This is a genomic window from Nitrospirillum pindoramense (assembly GCF_007827955.1).
Classification (GTDB): domain Bacteria; phylum Pseudomonadota; class Alphaproteobacteria; order Azospirillales; family Azospirillaceae; genus Nitrospirillum; species Nitrospirillum amazonense_B.
On sequence record NZ_VITR01000014.1, the window covers coordinates 15,054 to 28,596 of the forward strand.

Consider the following 13,543-nt stretch of genomic DNA (forward strand, 5'->3'; position numbering starts at 1 on the left):
GGGTTTGAGGGCATCATGCACGCCAGCTACAACCCGGACGCCACGGCCGCCCCCACCTTGCACGGGGCGGCACCGTGGAGTGGTCGGGACCATACCGTCGCCTGCCTGGGCATCGTCTGGCATCCGGACCCCAGCCTGGTCGGCATGATCACCCCGCTGGCCTTCGGGCCGGACGGCGCCTTCGCCCTCAGCCGCTTCCAGCCCCTGTTCCGCTCCGCCGTGGGGCAGAACCTGCGCGCGCTGGAAGACCGCCACATCTCGCGCCAGCCGCTGGAAATCCGCCGGCGGGGCCCGCGCACCTTCGACATCCGGCCACCGGAAAGCCGCATGTCCGTCTCCGTCAACGGGCGGGTGATCGAGGGCCCGCAGACCGTCAGCCTGGATGAGCTGGGGGCGGATATCCTGATCTGCCTGTCCGACACGGTGATCCTGTCGATCTTCGAGGCGAGCCTGCCCATCCAGACGGAGGCGGCCAAGCACGGGCTGATCGGCATCAGCCAAAGCGTGCAGGTGGCCTGGGGCCTGATCCGCCAGGCGGCGCCGACCGCCCTGCCCGTCTTCGTCAGCGGCGCCACGGGCGTGGGCAAGGAACTGGTGGCGTCGGCCATCCATGCCCTGAGTGGCCGCGCCACCCAAAAGCTGCACACCATCAACATGGCGACGCTGTCGCCGGCGCTGGCGCATGCCGAGCTGTTCGGCGCCGCGGCCGGCGCCTACACCGGCGCCACCCGGGAACGCAGCGGCCTGTTCGCCCTGGCGGACGGCGCCACGCTGTTCATGGATGAAATCGGCGACACCCCGAAGGAGGTGCAGCCCATGCTGCTGCGCGCCCTGGAGTGTGGCGAGTACCGCAAGCTGGGCGATTCCCGGAACCAGAAGGCCGACGTGCGGGTGATTTCCGCCACGGACAGGCCGCTGGACGACCCCGCCTTCAACCAGCCGCTACGCCGCCGGCTGGAGGGCGTGGTGATCAAGCTGGCGCCGCTGAGCGAGCGCCGCGTGGACATCGGCCTGCTGCTGCGCCACTTCCTGACCCGGGGCGAGCCCAACCTGAACGCCTTCGATCCCGCCGCGCTGTCGGCGGTGAAGGTCATGCCCCTGCTGCTGCACAGCTGGCCCGGCAACATCCGGGAACTGATCGGCGTCGCCCGGCAAATCCGGCTGGGCACGCCGGTGACCCTGGCGACCGACCTAGCGGCCGGCGCGCCGTCCCCCCGGCCGGCGATGGCTGGCGCGGGTGCGGCCACGGGTGTGCCGGCGCGCGCCACGCCGCCCGACACGGCGGAGCGCAAACGCCGGGACCCGGCGACGGTGGACGAGGCGGAACTGCTGGCGGCGCTGGAGGGGGCGGGCTGGAACGTCAAGGCCGCGGCCGAGCTTCTCAACGTGTCGCGCACCAGCCTGTACCGCCTGATGGAACGCTCCCCCACCTTGCGCACCGCCGGCGACATCCCAGCGGAGCAGTTGCTGGACGTCATGCAGCGCCATCCCGGCGACATCGAGGCGTGGAGTCAGGATCTGCGCATCCCCAAGGACAGCCTGAAACGCCATTTGCGCCGGGTCACGGGCCGATAAGCGCCCGTTATTGGCGGCCCTTCCCTTGGCCATCGCCCCGCCGACGGTGGTACAAGGGGGGCCAGCACACGGGGATAAGGAGGCCGGCATGGCCAGCCAGCAATTCGATTTCGACAGCGCCAAGGGCTATCGCCTGTCCGGCCGGATAGAACCGCCCGAGGGCGCGCCGCGCGGCTGGGCCATCCTGGCCCACTGCTTCACCTGCGGCAAGGACAGCCTGGCCACCACGCGGCTGGCGCGCGCGCTGGCGATGACGGGCATCGGCGTCCTGCGCTTCGATTTCGCCGGCCTGGGGAAGAGCGGCGGCGACTTCGCCGGCGGTGGCTTCGCGGCCGATGTCGATGACCTGGTGGCGGCGGGCGCCGCCATGACCCAGGCGGGCATGCCGCCCGGCCTGCTGCTGGGCCACAGCTTCGGCGGGGCGGCCGCCCTGGCCGCGGCAGGCGACATGCCGTCGGTCAAGGCGGTGGTCACCATCGCCGCCCCGGCCGACGTCGCCCATGTGCTGCGGACCGTGGGGCCGGAAGCGCTGGGCCGCATCGAGGCGGAGGGGGAGGCGGAGGTTGACCTGGCCGGCCGGCCGTTCGTCCTGCGCCGCAGCTTCGTTGATGACGCCCGCCAGCAGGATCTGGCGGCGCGTATCGGTCAGTTGCACCGGCCGTTGCTGATCCTGCACGCCCCCGGGGACATGACGGTGGGCATCGACAACGCGCAGCGCATCTTCGTGGCGGCCAAGCACCCCAAGAGCTTCGTCTCGCTGGATGACGCGGACCACCTGCTGACCCGGCCGGCCGATGCCGACTATGCCGCCGCCGTCATCGCCGCCTGGGCCGGGCGCTACCTGCCGCCGCAGGACGCGGCGCCCAGCCCGCATGGCGAGGCGGACGGCGTGCTGGCGGTGGAAACCGGCCGCGGGCGCTATCAGCTGGCCATGCGCAGCGGCCCGCACCAGTTCCTGGCGGACGAGCCGGTGGACGTGGGCGGCCTGAACAGCGGCCTGGCCCCCTACGACTTCGTGTCGGCGGGCCTGGCCGCCTGCACCACCATGACCATGCGCATGTACGCGGAACGCAAGGGCCTGCCCCTGGTGCGCGCCCAGACGCGGGTGACCCACACCAAGCGGCCGGACCAGACGCCAGCCGACCTGTTCACGCGGACCATCGTGCTGGAAGGCCCCTTGGACGAGGAGCAGCGGGCCAAGCTGCTGTCCATCGCCAACCGCTGCCCGGTGGACATCACCCTGACCCGCGCCTCGGAGGTGGAGACCCTGCTGGCGGCGGCGGAGGACTGAAGTCGCCTTGGCCACCCGCCCCGCTGCCAGCATCCCGGCGGCGGGGCGAGTGAGGCTTGGATGAAGCCGGACGATTTGGACGGATTGCACCCAAACGGTTCAAAATGCTCAGGCCAACGGCGCGCTGACGCTCGTGCCCAGGCCCCGTCCGGAGCGCAAGGCCATCAGGACCAACAGGACGGCGCATAGGGCTGTCATGATGGCCGCCCCGGTCAGGACGGCGATGGCCATGTCCGTGGCCGTCGCCAGCCGGCCCAACGCCAAGGCCAGAACGCTGGTGAACAGGTAGGCCAGCAGAAAGACGGCGGACAGCAACCCGCCCCGTGAGCCTTGTGGCGCCACGGCATTGAGCGCGGCCAGGCCGCCATAGACCATCCAGGCGTATCCCATGCCCGATGTCACGGTGGCGGCCAGGAAGGCGGCGAGGCTGTGCGCCAGCACGGCGGTGGCCAGGAAGCCCATGCCCGCGACGGAGGCGCCAGCCCCCATCAGGATGGCGGTCTCCGCCCGCAAGCGGCGGGCGAACAGGCCAGTGACGCCCAGGGCGATGGCGAACAAGGCCAGGGCGGCGCCATTGACCAGGCTGTTGTTGGACCGCACCAGATCCCGCGCTACCTGGGCGCCCAAGGACGCGATCATGACGCCGTGGGCGTAGGCGATCATGACGGTGAAGGCGGTGATTCCGAAAACCGCGCCCAAGCCGGCCGGCACCTGCGGCAACGCCGGCCTCCACCCCGCGGCGGCGGCGGCGGCCGGCCGGCGCGGCAACAGCGCGACACCGGCGAACAGCAACAGCAGCAGGGCGCCCAGCACCCAGAAACTGAGGTGCGCGGGGTACGGCGCGTACTGCACCAAGGCCCCGCCCACCAACAGCGCGGCGGCCAGGCCGGCCGACTGCGCCACCAGGGTGGCGGCGCTGGCGCGGGAGGCACCGGCGGCCCCGCCGGCATAGTCCGCCAGGGCGGCGGCCGATGGGCCGGCCGACAGCCCCACCCCCACGCCCATCAGGAAGCGGCCGATGAACAGGTCCGCAACGCCGCTGGCCATGGCGAACAGCAGGACGCCGGCGGCGGAAGCCGCCACCCCAAACAGCATGGCCAACCGCCGGCCAAGCTGGTCGGACAGGTTTCCGAACAGGATCAGCACGGCGACGACCGTGACCGGATAGACGGCGAAGATGCCGGTGGTGATGGTGGGGCTGAGGTGCCAATGGGTGGCATACAGCGGATAGACCATGGCAGGCGCGGCGCTGGTCCATAGCGTGTGCGCCACCACCCCGGCGGCGATCCAGAAGCCGATCCTGTCCGATACCGTGAAACGCATTTGTCACTCCGAGCCAGGCCGCGACCGGGCGCCTATTTCGAACTGTTTAGTTCATAACCCCCTCGGGGCATTCCGTCAATGACTTTATGAACCATATGGTTCAATATAGCTCCCGGGCGCGATTATTGGACCGATTGGCACAGACCGGGTGGGATGAGGGCATGGCCAGACCGAAGCTATTCACGCGGGACGCCGTCCTGGACAAAGCGATCCCGCTTTTCTGGCGGCACGGTTACGCCGGCACCAACGTGCAGCAGTTGGAACAGGCGACCGGCGTCAACAAGTCGGGCCTTTATGCCGAGTTCACGGGCAAGGAGGATCTGTTCCTGGCCGCCCTTCAACGCTACCTGGACACGGGGCCGGCCTTGCGCCTGCTGGCGCGGGAACCGCTGGGCTGGGCGAATATCGAAAAATTCCTGACCGAGGCGCCGTTCATCCTGGAAAGCCAGCCCGGCTGCCTCGTCGTCAACGCCACCGGCGCCCTCGGCGCCCTGCCGGACGCGGCGGCGGACCTGATCCGGTCCTACAACGCGCGGCGCCTGGACAGCCTTGAGCGCAACGTGGCGGCGGCGAACCCGGCGCTGGACGCCAGGGCGGTGGCGGGAATGATCGCCACCTTTTTCCTGGGGCTGTGCAGCGATGCCAACCTGGGTGGGGTCGATCTGGGTGAGGCGGTTGAAACCCACCAGTCACGGGTCGCCCCGTTCATGGCCATGCTGCGCGGCCTTTGATCCCGGCTTCTTCGCGTCAGAGCGACCGTTCGAAGGCGGGCCGGACATCCAGCCCGTCACACCCCAGCCCCACCTTGGCGAACTGGTCCACCACGCTCTGCTGGTCGGCGATGATGCCGTCGTCGATCACCACGGGCTGGAAGTTGGTGCGGCGGATCATCAGCAGGGCCACCTCCGCCGGCACGCCCGTCTGCTCGGCGAAGACGGCGGCGTATTTGTCCGGCTGGGCGCGGGTGAAGTCGCGGGCCCGGTTGATGCGGCCGACGAAGTCGCGCACCAGGTCGCGCCGCTGGGACAGGGCCGCCGGCGTGGACAACAGGTATGACAGGCCGGGCATGCGCCCCTCCGCGTTCACCAGGACCGTCAAGCCGTCGTGCAGTTCGCCCAAGGCGGTGTAAGGGTCCCAGGTGGCCCAGGCGTCGATGCTGCCGGCCAGCAGGGCGGCCTTGGCGTCGTTGGGCGCCAGGAAGGCGATGGTGACCCTGTCCACCGGCACCCCCGCCTCCGCCAGCGCGCGCAACACCAGGAAATGGCCGATGGAGCCCTTGCTGGTGGCGATGGTATGACCGGCCAAGTCAGCCACCGTCCGCACCGGACCGTCGCCCTTCACCAAGATGGCGGTACCCGCCCCGCTGGAGCGGTAGGCCGCGACCGCCTTGACCTGCGCCTTGCCCGCCAGGCCGAAGCCGAAGGGCGCGTCGCCCACCGCGCCCACGTCGATGGCCCGGGCGTTCAGCGCCTCGATCACCGGGGCGGCGTTGGGGAACTGCGCCCATTCCACCTGATAGTCCAGGCCGGGCTTGTCGTCAGGATAGGCGCTGAGCAGCGCCTGCAGCCCGCCGCGCTGGTCCCCCACCTTCAGGACGCCCGGCGCCTTTTTGTCATCGCAGCCGGTGAGCAGCGCCGGAACGGCGATGACCGCCCCCAGCCCCACGCCCGCCCGCAAGAAACCCCGCCGCGACCAATCCCGACCCCACGCCATGATGCACCCGAACCCAAATGATTACCGCCAAGGCCCAGGGTAACGGACGCAGGGGACGCCGACTGTTTGATAAGTCTCAACAGTTCCTTGAGCGGATAGGGGAGCGGATCGGAGAGTGGTGGCGGCCCCAGGGGCACTCAAGCGATGCTTTAAAAACCCCAATTTGACGTATCGCCCGCGTGGATCGACGGTGAAGGCCAATCATCATGATGGAGAATGACGATGGCGGACGGATCCTACCTGGGCATCCAGTCCCTGAAGGGGCGGGTGGATGAGGCGGAGTGGCAGGTGCGGGTGGAGTTGGCGGCGCTGTACCGCCTGGTGGCCCTGTTCGGCTGGACCGACCTGATCTACACCCACATCTCCGCCCGCGTGCCGGGGCCGGAGGAGCATTTCCTGATCAACCCCTACGGCCTGTATTTCGATGAGATCACCGCCAGCAGCCTGGTGAAGGTGGACCTGGACGGGAACATCCTGCAGGCGCCGGCCTGGAACGACTCAACGGGGGGCGACACGGAATACGGTATCAACCCGGCGGGCTTCACCATCCATTCGGCCATCCACGGCGCCCGGCCCGACGCCAAGTTCGTCATCCACCTGCACACCGCCGACGGCATCGCCGTCTCGGCGCACAAGGAGGGGCTGCTGCCCCTGAACCAGCATTCGCTGACCGTCCTCCCGCGCCTGGCCTATCACGACTATGAAGGCATCGCGCTGCATTTGGATGAGCGGGAGCGGCTGGTGGCGGACCTGGGCGACAAGAGCCTGATGCTGCTGCGCAACCACGGTACCCTGGCGCTGGGCCCCACCGCCGCCCACGCCTTCCTGGGCATCCATGCCCTGGAACGCTCCGCCACCCTGCAGGTGCGCACCCTCAGCGCCGGCCGCGACGGCATCCTGCTGGCCCCGGAACATGCCCAGGCCGAGGTGCGCCAGCAGGTGGCCAACCACCGCCCCGATCACGCCAAGCTGCCCTGGGCCGGCCTGTTGCGCCGCCTGGCTCGGGAATCGCCGGGATATGACGCGTAAGCTGCCCAACGCGAAGGGCCCGCCGGATCGCTCCAGCGGGCCCTTTTCTTGCCCGGACAGTCCTGGGATTAAGCCGCGTTCGCCCTCGGCTCATCCTCCTCACCGTCATCGTCCCCGGCACCTTGGGCACTGATCGCCTGGCTCACCAGGCCGATCAGGCTGGCGATGGACTCCGACGGGTTGGGGCGGTGGGCGAGGACGACGCTGACGGGCGCCAGCGGCGGCAACACGCCTTGCGGCAAGGGTGGCAGCGGGTCGAAGGCCATGGCGCGGCAGGTCAGACCCAGGCCGGCGCGCACGGCGGCGCGCAGGCTGGACAGGTTGGGGGTTTCCACCACGATGCGGTGGGGACGTCCGATACGGTCCAGGGCCGCCAGTGCCGCCTCACGGAAGCGGCACGGCGTTTCCAGCACCACCAGGGGCAGCACGTCGGCGCTCAACAGCTCGGGATTGCCCATCCAGCACACCGGCACGGTCAGCACGCCGTTGGGATCGCCCGCCGGACCGAAGCCCGCCACCACGTCCAGCCGATCGGCCGTCAGCAGGTCCAGCAGTTCCGCGGTGCCGGCGATGCGGGCGTGCAATTGCGCCTGGGGGTGGATCTGGGCGTAGCTGGCCAGCACGCCCGTTAACAGGCTGTCGGTCATGTCCTGCACCATGCCCACCCGCACCGGCCCGGCGAAGGCCCCGGCGGTGACCGCGCTGACCGCCTGCTCGTTCATCTCCAGGATCTTGCGGGCGAAGCCCAGCAGCGTGACCCCGGCCGGCGCCAGGGTCAGGCGCCGGCCCTCCCGCAAGAACAGCTGCGTCTGCAGCAGATCCTCCAGCCGCTTGATCTGCAGGCTGAGGGCCGACTGGGTGAGGAAGATGCGCTCCGTCGCCTTCTGCAAGGTGCCAGCGTCGACGATGGCGACGAAGGTGCGCAGCAATTCGGTGGGCAGATTGGGGGGCATGGGGCACGGTCCTCACTGTCCATGGGTTCTCATTGCCCCAATTACACACGGCGGGACGCGGGCCAGCAACCCGAGTCCGCAGCATAGCGATGTACAATATATCGCATAGCTCAATATTTCACACTTATTTATAGCGTTATGAGAATCCAGCCTTTCCAAGGTTTCACCTCGGGCAGCCCGCCGCAATGATGCGCGGCCTGACTACCAATTTAGTGCCCTCATCAGATCCTCAAGGATAAGTCGATTTACGGGCCAGGGCGGCGGCCTGTCTAAAAACCCCATCGCTTTATTCAACACGGGGAAGCCTGGCAGGCGTGCCAAGCCGGGCCCAAGGGGGTTTTACATGCGTGCCACCGCCATCTTGAACCGCCACAACATCCTCCTGCTGGCCACCGCGCTGGCCCTGCCCGCCGTCGCCGTCACAGCGCACGCGGCGGAACCGGCCGCCACGGCGACAGCGACCACCGGCGCCCCGGCCAGCGACAGTGTGGAATTGGACGCGGTGCAGGAGACCGTGGTGACGGGCCTGCGTGGCGGCAGCAGGGCGGCCATCGACAGCCCCTCCCCCATCGACGTCGTGGGATCGGCCGCCTTGGCGGAAACGGGCAAGGTGGGCCTGAAGGAGCTGCTGAACCAGCTGGTGCCCTCCTTCAACCTGCCGGGCGTCAACGGCGGCGGCACCAGCTGGACCGTTAGGTCCACGACCATGCGCGGCCTGAATGGCGACCAAGCGCTGGTGCTGGTCGATGGCAAGCGGCGGCACAACACCGCCCTGATCAACAACCTGGCGCGCATCGCCAACGGCGGTGTTCCGGTGGATCTGGACCTGATCCCCGTGGGCGCCATCGACCATATCGAGGTGCTGCGCGATGGCGCCGCCGCGCAATATGGGTCGGACGCCATCGCCGGCGTCATCAACATCATCCTGAAGAAGGCACCCGAGGGCGGCAGTGTGGAAAGCAGCCTGGGCCAGAACTACGGCGGTGACGGCTTCACCAAGCACGTGGCCGCCAACTATGGGCTGGAGCTGCCGCGACAGGGTTTCATAAACCTGTCGGCCGACTACAAGGACAACCAGTCGGCCAGCCGCGCCGCCCCCACCAGCGTGGCCAACCTGTACAATCCCCTGGCCAATGGCGCCCGGGACCCGCGCGAGGCCACGGCCGATCGCACCTTCTACGGCGGCGGCTACGGCCCCGGACAGGAGACGATCTACAGCGGATCATACAATGCCGAATTACCGGTCGGCGACGACGTCGCGCTCTATTCCTTCAGCACCGTGTCCAAGCGCCGGTCGCGCAAGAACACCGGCAGCTTCCTGCCCAACAACCTCAACTCATTGCCCGAGGTCTATCCCAACGGCTTCAACGCCCTGCGCCGCATCTGGGAGACGGACTTCCAAACCACGGTCGGCGGTCGCGGCGAGATCGCCTCGTGGTCCTGGGACCTCAGCACCACCTATGGCCGCGACGACGCCAAGCTGGATGGCGAGAACACGCTGAACGCCACCTTGGGGCCGACCAGCCCCACCTATTTCCACCTGGCCGACCAGACCTTCGACCAGGTGACCACCAACCTGGACGTGAATCGCCCGCTGGATTTCGGCCTGCCCGCCCCGGTCACGGTCGCCTGGGGTTTCGAGCACCGATATGAGCGCTATGAGATCGACCCCGGCGACCCGGCCAGCTACGCCATCGGCAGCTATGTCATCCCCAGCGGCTACTACGCCGGCCAGCATCCACAGCCGGGCCTCGCCTCCTACAGCGGCACCTCGCCCGCCGACAGCGGCGCCATCGCCCGCAACAACGGCGCCGCCTATATCGACCTGGCCACCAACCTGACGCCCGCCTGGTCGGTGGACGCCGCCGGCCGGGTGGAGCATTACACCGGCGCCGTGGGCGACACCGCCAGCGGCAAGATCGCCACACGTTATGAGCTGGCGCCCGGCTACGCCCTGCGCGGCACGGTCAGCAACGGCTTCCGCGCGCCCTCACTGGCGCAGAGCATCTACGCCTCCTCCACCTTCACCGGCACGGTGGATGCGGCGGGCAATTTTATCACCCTGCCCATCAAGGTGCTGCCGGCGACCTCGGGCGAGGCCAAGGCCCTGGGCGCCACGCCCCTGACACCAGAAACCTCCACCAACTACAGCGTGGGCGTGACGGCCGAGCCGGCGCACAACCTGCAACTGACGCTGGACGCCTACCGCATCGACATCACGGACCGCATCGTCGAAACCGGGCTGCTGACCGGCAGCGCCGTGTCCACCATCCTGCAGCGGGCCGGCTTCGCACCCGGCCTGTCGGCGCAGTACTACACCAACGCCGTCGACACCCGGACGGACGGGGTGGACGCCGTGGCCAACTACCTGGCGGATCTGGGGGATGCCGGCGACGTGCGGCTGGGCGCCGCCTACAGCTGGACGCGCACCACCATCACCCATATCAAGCCGACGCCCACCCAACTGGCCACCCTGGGCTATGCGCTGTTCGACCGGCAGCGGCAGGCGGACCTGACCGACGGCACCCCGCGCGGCAAGCTGATCCTGTCGGCCAACTGGCATTGGGACCGCCTGCATGTGGGCACCCGCGTCACCCGCTACGGCAGCTATACCGAGGCCGGCACGGTGGCCAGCAACGACCGCACCTTCAGCGCCAAATGGATCACCGACCTGGACGTGGGCGTGGATTTGACCGACCGCGTCAGCGTCAGCCTGGGCGCCAACAACCTGTTCGACGTCTATCCCGACGCCATCGGCATCGTCGACGCCAAGACCGGCCTGAACAAATACGGCCTGTTCTCCCCCTTCGGCATCACCGGCGGCTATTACTACAGCCGCGTCTCGGTGAAGTTCTGAACCATCCTTCAGCGCCGCCAAACAATCGCTGCACGATTTCCAAAATTTCCGGCAGGCCCGGCGGCGCTAGACTTCCCCCGACAGCCTTCCCCGAACCGATCCATCCCCGAACCAATCAATGGCGGCCAGCCCCTGGTTACCGCCTGGGAGATCCACATCATGACCCGTACCCTGCACCTGGGCGCCATCCTGGCCGGCGTCGGCACCACCCATGACGACTGGCGCGATCCCGACCTGCCCGGTGACGCCAGCGTCGACATCAACTGGTACATCGACGCCGCGCGCCAGGCCGAAGCCGCCAAGTTCGACCTGGTCTTCATCGTCGACAGCCCCTACATCACGCCCGACAGCGCCCCGCATTTCCTGAACCGGCTGGAACCGCTGACCCTGTTGTCGGCCCTGGCCGTTTCCACCAGCCACATCGGGCTGGTGGGCACTCTGACCACCTCATACTGGGAGCCGTACAACGTCGCCCGGCAGTTCGGCTCGCTGGACACCATCAGCCGGGGCCGCGCCGGCTGGAACGTGGTGACCACGGGGCTGGAGGGGGCCGCCCGCAACTATGGGCGCGACCAGCATTATGACCATGCGGAACGCTATCAGCGCGCGGCGGAGTTCGTCTCCGTCGTCCAGGGCCTCTGGGACAGCTATGAGGATGGCGCCTTCCCCCGCGACAAGGCGGCCGGCGTGTTCCTGGACAAAAGCAAGCAGCATGCCCTGAACCACAAGGGCCGCTTCTTCTCCGTCGCCGGGCCCCTGGCCCTGACCCGCAGCCCGCAAGGGCAGCCGGTCATCTTCCAGGCTGGCGACAGCGATGCCGGCCGCGACCTGGGGGCCCTGATCGCGGACGCCACCTTCGCCACCCCCGACACCTTCGAAGGCGCCCAGGCCTATTACGCCGACCTGAAGGCCCGCGCCGCCGCCAAGGGCCGCGACCCGGACAAGATCGCCGTTCTACCCGGCCTGACGGTCACCATCGCCGACACGCAGGAAGAGGCGGAACGCCTGGCGACGGAGCAGGAGGCGGACCTGGATCTGGACAAGCTGCTGGTCCAACTGGGCCGCCCCTTCAACTACCACGACTTCCGGCAATACGATCTGGACGCCCCTTTCCCCGACCTCAGCCATGTCAGCCTGAACGGCTACAAGGGCCATGCCGAGCGCATCATCCGCACGGCGCGGGAGGAAGGCCTGACCCTGCGGGCGGCGGCGTGGCGCTTCGGCCGCTGGCGCGGCAGTTTCATCGGCACGGCGGAGACGGTGGCCGATGAGATCGAGCGCTGGTTCGTGGGCCGGGCCGCCGATGGCTTCAACATCCATGTCAGCAAGCCTGGCGCCTTCCGGCAGTTCACCGAGCAGGTGGTGCCCATCCTGCAGCGTCGCGGCCTGTTCCGCACCGACTACGCGGCCAGCACCCTGCGCGGCCATCTGGGCCTGGACGTGCCCGTCAACCGTCACAGCATCCGCCTGGCCCAGGTGGCGGAATGACATAAGCACCTGGCTGAAGAACCTGGAGGAGGGGAGTCAATCGGGGGGTGGATAGCAGTGCCCATTCCTCCGCCATCGGTGGTAGCGTGGCGGCGACGGGCGTTACCCCGTCGCCGATGTTGACCGCGCCCGGGACAGGCCCCCTAACATTCGGGCTTTCCCCCACCTTGGGATCTGGAACAGAGATGAGCACGCAGCAAACCCTTCCCGCCTTTTACCAGCGCCCCCGTCCCCTGGCGGCGGAGCGCGACGGCGACCTGTCGCTGGCGCCGGCCACGGACTACCGGTTCGCCACGGGCGCCAACTCGGTCCCCGTCATCGGGGCGGAGTTCACGCTGGCGTGCAAGCACTATCCCATCCTGTTCCTGGATGGCGCCCCGCCCCAGGCCGTGGTCCTGCTGGGCCTGCGCAACGGCGAAAACCTGTTCGTGGATGCCGAGGGCGGCTGGGAACCGGGCGCCTACATCCCCGCCTATGTCCGCCGCTACCCCTTCATCTTCCTGGAAAACCGGGAACGGGAGGAGTTCACCCTGTGCATTGACGAGGCAGCCTCCAGCCTCAGCCACGGGGGCGCCAACAAGCTGTTCGACGGTGGCCAGCCGACCGAGGTGACCCGCAACGCCCTGGCCTTTTGCAGCGACTACCAGGGCCATTACAACGCCACCACCGACTTCGTGGAAGCGCTGCAAAAGGCCGGCTTGCTGGTGGAAAACCGTGCCGACGTGACGCTGAAGGACGGCCAGAAGCTGAGCCTGGCGGGCTTCAAGGTCATCGACGAAGGCAAGTTCAACCAGCTGAGCGCGGAAGAGTTCGAGCGCTGGCGGCAGCGCGGCTGGCTGCCCCTGGTCTATGCCCATTTTGTTTCGGTCAGCAATTGGGCCGGGCTGGTGGACCGGACGGTGCAGCGCCCCACCACCAACTGAGGTAACGCCGCGACACGCGGACGAACGGCGGCCCGGGGAAACCCGTGGCCGCCGTTGCTGTTTCCGAGGTGGCGGAAACGCGTTTCACGGTGAATTAATGTTCTATTCGTGAAGCGGCTCAAACCGCGAATATCGTGCCCAACAGCATGAGATACAGCAGGGCCACCAGGGGCAGGTAGGCTTCCGCCCACGCTTCCGTCCGAGGGCGTGCGATCGCCGTCGCCGTCATTCTCATGATCATTCCTCCAGCATGGGCCGTTGGATGATTTCAATCATCGCCGCCAATGATCGTCAATACAAAATATATAACATTGTTTTTGTTGTTATTACTCTTGTCCCATTGTCCGCTGGCCCCCGCATGGCATTTCCCTGGAAAGGGCGATGAAAGGGT

The 13,543-nt window shown here is 68.2% G+C and carries 10 protein-coding genes; 7 read left to right on the plus strand and 3 right to left on the minus strand.

From position 1 onward, the window contains the following. Positions 1 to 15 precede the first annotated feature (15 nt). Both FBZ90_RS21160 and FBZ90_RS21165 read left to right on the plus strand, forming a co-directional pair. On the plus strand, positions 16 to 1,575 hold the full coding sequence (locus FBZ90_RS21160; RefSeq protein ID WP_186455969.1) for a sigma 54-interacting transcriptional regulator: 1,560 nt from the start codon (positions 16 to 18) through the stop codon (positions 1,573 to 1,575). A gap of 88 nt (positions 1,576 to 1,663) precedes the next feature. Next, positions 1,664 to 2,866 carry a bifunctional alpha/beta hydrolase/OsmC family protein gene (locus FBZ90_RS21165; protein ID WP_145734980.1) on the plus strand — a complete coding sequence of 401 codons (1,203 nt, stop codon included), beginning with the start codon at positions 1,664 to 1,666 and terminating at the stop codon, positions 2,864 to 2,866. Between the two features lie 108 nt (positions 2,867 to 2,974). Here FBZ90_RS21165 and FBZ90_RS21170 read toward each other — a convergent pair whose 3' ends face one another. Next, positions 2,975 to 4,189 carry an MFS transporter gene (locus FBZ90_RS21170; RefSeq protein WP_145734981.1) on the minus strand — a complete coding sequence of 405 codons (1,215 nt, stop codon included), beginning with the start codon at positions 4,187 to 4,189 and terminating at the stop codon, positions 2,975 to 2,977. A gap of 161 nt (positions 4,190 to 4,350) precedes the next feature. Between FBZ90_RS21170 and FBZ90_RS21175 the strand changes: the two genes are divergently transcribed. Further along, positions 4,351 to 4,920, plus strand: a complete 570-nt coding sequence (locus FBZ90_RS21175; RefSeq protein ID WP_186455970.1) for a TetR/AcrR family transcriptional regulator — start codon at positions 4,351 to 4,353, stop codon at positions 4,918 to 4,920. Positions 4,921 to 4,936: 16 nt separating this feature from the next. Here FBZ90_RS21175 and FBZ90_RS21180 read toward each other — a convergent pair whose 3' ends face one another. Further along, positions 4,937 to 5,902: an ABC transporter substrate-binding protein gene (locus tag FBZ90_RS21180; protein ID WP_145734983.1), complete on the minus strand. Its 966-nt coding sequence runs from the start codon at positions 5,900 to 5,902 to the stop codon at positions 4,937 to 4,939. A 222-nt stretch (positions 5,903 to 6,124) separates the two neighbouring features. Between FBZ90_RS21180 and FBZ90_RS21185 the strand changes: the two genes are divergently transcribed. Next, entirely contained in the window at positions 6,125 to 6,931 is an 807-nt protein-coding gene (locus tag FBZ90_RS21185) for a class II aldolase/adducin family protein (protein WP_145734984.1), read from the plus strand. 68 nt (positions 6,932 to 6,999) lie between these two features. Here the strand turns inward: FBZ90_RS21185 and FBZ90_RS21190 are convergent, their stop codons facing one another. Continuing rightward, positions 7,000 to 7,884 (minus strand): LysR substrate-binding domain-containing protein, encoded by an 885-nt coding sequence (locus FBZ90_RS21190; protein WP_145734985.1) that lies wholly within the window; start codon positions 7,882 to 7,884, stop codon positions 7,000 to 7,002. A 343-nt stretch (positions 7,885 to 8,227) separates the two neighbouring features. Between FBZ90_RS21190 and FBZ90_RS21195 the strand changes: the two genes are divergently transcribed. The 3 genes from FBZ90_RS21195 to FBZ90_RS21205 all read left to right on the plus strand — a co-directional run bounded on the left by FBZ90_RS21195 (position 8,228) and on the right by FBZ90_RS21205 (position 13,152). Beyond that, positions 8,228 to 10,741 (plus strand): TonB-dependent receptor plug domain-containing protein, encoded by a 2,514-nt coding sequence (locus FBZ90_RS21195; protein ID WP_246130643.1) that lies wholly within the window; start codon positions 8,228 to 8,230, stop codon positions 10,739 to 10,741. A gap of 159 nt (positions 10,742 to 10,900) precedes the next feature. Beyond that, positions 10,901 to 12,229: an LLM class flavin-dependent oxidoreductase gene (locus tag FBZ90_RS21200; protein ID WP_145734986.1), complete on the plus strand. Its 1,329-nt coding sequence runs from the start codon at positions 10,901 to 10,903 to the stop codon at positions 12,227 to 12,229. Positions 12,230 to 12,414: 185 nt separating this feature from the next. Continuing rightward, positions 12,415 to 13,152 (plus strand): SapC family protein, encoded by a 738-nt coding sequence (locus tag FBZ90_RS21205; protein ID WP_145734987.1) that lies wholly within the window; start codon positions 12,415 to 12,417, stop codon positions 13,150 to 13,152. The last annotated feature ends 391 nt before the right edge of the window (positions 13,153 to 13,543 follow it).